Annotated in this window: 3 protein-coding genes; all 3 read left to right on the forward strand. The window is 71.9% G+C overall.

Annotated elements, in window-relative coordinates; translation table 11 throughout:
• The first annotated feature begins 85 nt into the window (after positions 1-85).
• Positions 86-511 carry a DUF4233 domain-containing protein gene (locus ACWDU1_RS29330; protein WP_450003411.1) on the forward strand — a complete coding sequence of 142 codons (426 nt, stop codon included), beginning with the start codon at positions 86-88 and terminating at the stop codon, positions 509-511.
• Positions 512-574: 63 nt separating this feature from the next.
• Positions 575-991, forward strand: a complete 417-nt coding sequence (ndk, locus tag ACWDU1_RS29335; RefSeq protein ID WP_450003413.1) for a nucleoside-diphosphate kinase — start codon at positions 575-577, stop codon at positions 989-991.
• A 405-nt stretch (positions 992-1,396) separates the two neighbouring features.
• Positions 1,397-5,099 (forward strand): translation initiation factor IF-2 N-terminal domain-containing protein (locus tag ACWDU1_RS29340; protein WP_450003414.1); only part of this gene is annotated, 3,703 nt, incomplete at its 3' end.

Genomic DNA, 5,099 nt, shown 5'->3' on the forward strand with positions numbered 1-5,099 from the left:
GACTGAGCGCAGGAGTGAAGAACCGAGACATCAGGGGGCCCCGAACCCGCGGCGCCGGAGGCGCCGCCGACGATAAGGATCGCTTATGAGCCAGCCGGGCGACGGCGCCGACCAACCTACGGTCCCGGCACCTCCCGACCCCTGGAAAGGGCTGCGGGGAGTGATGGCAGGGGCGCTGGTACTGGAGGCGATCACGGTACTGCTGGCACTGCCGGTGGTCGCCGATATCGCCGGTGGCGTCACCTGGGTGTCGGGCACCTACCTGGTGGCCCTGGCGGTGGTGATGTTCGCCGGTGCGGGACTGCAGCGGCGGTCGTGGGCGATCCCGTTCAATCTGGGTCTGCAGGTGCTGGTGCTGATCGGCGGGGTGTTCCACATCTCGATCGCGGTGATCGGTGTCGTCTTCATCCTGGTGTGGGCCTTCATCCTGCTGCTGCGGGCGGATGTGAAGCGGCGGCTGGAGGAGGGGTCGCTGCCGAGTCAGCGGACCGGCGGCGGCGCGCCGAGGTGATCCGTTCCGCACGGCGGGGCGGGCGGCTGCGGGCCGCGGGGCCAGTCTGGTTAGGCTGACCGCGTGACAGAGCAGACATTGATTCTGATCAAACCGGACGGCGTGGCTCGCGGATATGTCGGCGAGGTGCTGAGCCGGGTCGAGCGGAAGGGCCTCTCCATCGCGGCCCTGGAGCTCAAGCAGGTTTCCGAGGAACTGGCCGGCGCCCACTACGCCGAGCATGCCGAGAAGCCGTTCTTCGGTTCGCTGATCGAGTTCATCACCTCCGGCCCGGTGGTGGCCGCCGTGCTCGAGGGGCCGCGTGCCATCGCGGCGTTCCGGCAGCTGGCCGGCGGTACCGATCCGGTGGAGAAGGCCGTGCCCGGCAGTATTCGCGGTGACCTGGCCCTCGAGACCCAATCGAATCTGGTCCACGGATCGGACTCGCCCGACTCCGCCAAGCGTGAAATCGCGCTCTGGTTCCCCGAATTCCCCCTCTGATCACTGCCCGGTGAGGGGCCGGCGGGTCCCGTGCGAGTGCCTCGCGCAGCGCCATGGCGAACACTTGGCGCACGGTGTGGGATACTGGTACCCGGCCGTACTCGACAGTGGGTTCGGCCGGATGACACGCTGCGGAACGATGCCGCCATCGCTGCCGCGGACGTACGGCCGGAAACCTCGGCCGCGTCTGCCCGGCGCGCTGGACGAGTGCTCGCCCCGCGGAGTTCAGCCATATGCCAGGCGCCGCGTGGCCAGTTAGCCCGTCCGACGTTCGATAGTGGAGATAACCGGGCACGCGGGGCGAGACCATTGACCTCGTGCCGACCGTGCGAGGCAGACGGATAGCGCCCCCGCGACGGCCGCGTCACTCGATGAGGAACGCGCCCGGGGGCCCGAGGAGACTTCGTGGCCGATCAAGAGCCGCTGGACACAACATCACAGGACGACGATCACTTGCCGGAGCGAATCCGAGTACATGCCCTCGCCAAGCGTCTGGGCGTGACCAGTAAGCGCATCCTGGCCAAACTCAGCGAACTGGGGACGGAAGCTCGTAGTCCGCAGTCGAGCGTGGACCGGGCCGTCGCGGAATCGGTCCGCGAATCGCTGACCACCCCCAACCTCACTCCCACCGAACCGGGCCTGTTCGACGCCGGAGCCGCCGAGAGCGCGTCCGCCGCCGATACCGCGCCGGGCGAGGCCACGGCGGAGACCTCCGCCGGTGGGCCCGGTTCCGGTTCCGGGCAAATCCCGAGCATCGGCACGGCCGCCCCGGCGCGGGAGGCCGGGTCCGAGCAGGATTCCCCCGCCGCCGGCACCCCGGCGCCCGCCGTGGAGGTGCCCGGGCAGCCGGTCGCCGAGCCGGCCACCGCCACCACCGGCACGGCCGCCCCGGCCGACCGCCGCGCCGATACCGAATCCCGGCCGCCCGCCACCGGCTCGGCGGCATCCGAACCCGCCGCGCCCGGCGCCGCGGACACCCCGGCCGCTCCGCCGCCGCCCGCGTTCACCTCGGCGGCGAGCCTGTTCGCGAGCCCGGTGCCCGAGACACCCGTGGCCGCCGAGGCCGTGGTCTTCGAATCGGCGGTCGTGGCGGCCCCGCTGTTCCTCTCGCCGGACGCCGCGGCGGTGCAGGAGTTGCGCCGGCGCCGGAAGGCCGAGCAGGAGCCCGAGCCGAAGCCGAAGCCGGAACCCGAAACCGAAACCGACGCCGAAACCGATTCCGGTGCCGACGACCAGTCCGAGCAGGGCGGTGACGGCGATTCCGACGACCAGCCGCGGCGCCGCCGCCGGGGTCGTCGCGGCCGGGGCCGGGGCCGGGGCGAACAGCAGTCCGAAGGCGATACCGATGCCGAGGGTGCGGAGTCGGAGGGCGATTCCGCCGACGACTCCGACGACAAGCCCGGAATATCGGAAGACGACGAGGCCGCCGGGGAAGCCGACGAGTCGGCCGCCGACGAGTCCGGTAGCGGTGACGATGCCGACGGTGGCGGCACCCGTCGTCGTCGCCGGCGCCGCCGGCGCAAGGTCGCGGGGGAGTCCGGTGAATCTGAGTCCGCCGACGACGATCCGCCCAATACGGTCGTCCACGAGCGCGAACCCCGGAACAAGACCCGCAGCCGCTCGTCCTCCTCCGACGAGGTCCAGGGCATCAGCGGGTCCACCCGGCTGGAGGCCAAACGCCAGCGCCGCCGCGACGGTCGCGAGGCCGGTCGGCGCCGTCCTCCCATCCTCACCGAATCGGAATTCCTGGCCCGGCGCGAAGCCGTGGACCGGGTGATGGTGGTTCGGGAGAAGGAGTTCCCCGGACATCCGGCGGCCACCCAGGTCGCGGTGCTCGAGGACAAGATCCTGGTCGAGCATTTCGTCACCAGCACCGGTTCGGCATCCATGGTCGGCAATGTCTACCTGGGCAAGGTCCAGAACGTGCTGCCCAGTATGGAGGCGGCGTTCGTCGATATCGGCCGCGGGCGCAACGGTGTGCTGTACGCGGGTGAGGTGAACTGGGAGGCCGCCGGGCTCGGCGGTAGGGAACGCAAGATCGAGCAGGCCCTCAAGCCCGGCGATCAGGTGCTGGTCCAGGTGAGCAAGGATCCGGTCGGGCACAAGGGCGCCCGGCTGACCACGCAGATCAGCCTGGCCGGCCGGTTCCTGGTCTACGTCCCGGGCGGCACCTCCACCGGGATCAGCCGCAAGCTGCCCGATACCGAGCGCAAACGTCTCAAGGAGATCCTGCGCGAGATCGTGCCCGCGGACGCGGGCGTCATCATCCGGACCGCGTCGGAGGGGGTCAGCGAAGCCGAACTGACCCGCGACGTCGAACGGCTGCAGGCCGCGTGGCGCACGATCACCGCGGCCGCCGACGGTGAGTCGAACGCGCCGAAGACCCTCTACGAGGAGCCCGACCTCCTGGTCAAGGTGGTCCGTGACCTGTTCAACGAGGATTTCTCGAAACTGGTGATCGAGGGCGAGCGGTCGTGGAACACGGTCGAGAGCTATATCGGCACCGTCGCGCCCGATCTGCTGGCCAGGGTCTCCCGGCACGACAGCACCGCCGCGGATGTGTTCGAGACCTACCGGATCGACGAACAGCTCGCCAAGGCGCTCGATCGCAAGGTGTGGCTGCCCTCGGGCGGCACCCTGGTGATCGACCGCACCGAAGCCATGACGGTGGTCGACGTCAACACCGGCAAGTTCACCGGTTCCGGCGGCGGCAACCTGGAGGAGACCGTCACCCGCAACAACCTGGAAGCCGCGGAGGAGATCGTGCGGCAGATGCGGTTGCGCGATATCGGCGGCATGATCGTGGTCGACTTCATCGATATGGTCCTCGAATCCAACCGCGACCTGGTACTTCGGCGTCTCACCGAGGCGCTGGGCCGTGACCGCACCCGGCATCAGGTCTCCGAGGTGACCTCGCTGGGCCTGGTGCAGATGACCCGTAAGAAACTGGGGACCGGGCTGGTGGAGGCGTTCTCCAGCACCTGCGAGCACTGCCACGGCCGCGGCATCCTGGTGCACAGCTACCCGGTGGAGACCGCCGGCTCGGAGGACGGCGGCGGTCGCGGCCGCGAATCGGGGTCGCGGCGCCGCCGGGGCCGCGACAAGTCCGCTCCGGCTCCGGCCGCGCAGGCCCCGGCGCCCGCCCCGCCCGCCGAGGTGTCCGAGGAGGACGCGGCGGCCAAGCGCGCGCATCCGGTGGCGCTGGCGATGGCCTCCCATCACGGCGACGACGCGGACGGGTCCACGGAGACGGCCGGGCAGCAGGCCGCGGCGTCCGCGACCGCTTCGGAGACCGCGGAGACCGGTACGGGGTCGGCACCGGCCGCCGAGGCCGCGGCCGAACCGGCTCCGGAGCCGCGTCGCCGCCGGGGCCGGGTCCGCCGCTCCGCCGGGGCCGCGGGTTCCTCCGCCGACCGTCCGGCTGCCGAACGCAACGGGAGCGGCGCGCATACCGAGGCCGCCCCGGCGGCTACCGAGGCCGCCCCGGAGCCCGAGGCCGCCCCGGCGGACGCGGAAGCCGCGACGACCGCCCCGGCGGAATCGTCGGTCACTCCGGAGCCGGCCGTCGACGCCGTCCCGGATGCCGTCACCACGGAAACCGCCGTACCGGATGCCGTCGCCGCGGAATCCGCCGTTCCGGAAACCGCCGTCCGGGAGCCGTCCGCCCCGGAAACCGCCGTGGCGGCGGAGAACGGTGTGGCAGAGAACGGCGCGGCCGCCGCCGCGTCGACCGCCAACGGGGTGACGTCGCCGGCGACACCGGAGACCGCCGCCCCCGAGTCGGCGGAACCGGTCGCGCAGTCCGCGCCCGCGGATGCGCCTGCCGGTGCTCGCCGGGGCCGTCGCCGGGTCGCCCGTTCGACCTCCGCGCCGGCCGCCGACAGTGCGGGTGCGGTATTCGTACTCTCCGCTCAGGAGCAGCCCGAGGCGCCGGTGGCCGATTTCGCCGCCGAGCCGGCCGCGGCCGAGGTGCCCGCCCCCCGGGTGCGGCGCCGGGCGGCGGGTCGTCCGGCCGGGCCTCCGGTCGACGAGGGGAGCAGGCGCGCCGAACTGTTGGCAATTCCGGCGTCGCTGATGCGCTGCATCGTGTCTTGGAGGTACATGGCGC

It is taken from the genome of Nocardia sp. NPDC003345, from assembly GCF_053589395.1.

Bases quoted from the DNA above. Each gene is read 5' to 3' on its own strand.
- ACWDU1_RS29330 (WP_450003411.1), top strand. From the start codon at position 86: ATGAGCCAGCCGGGCGACGGCGCCGACCAACCTACGGTCCCGGCACCT.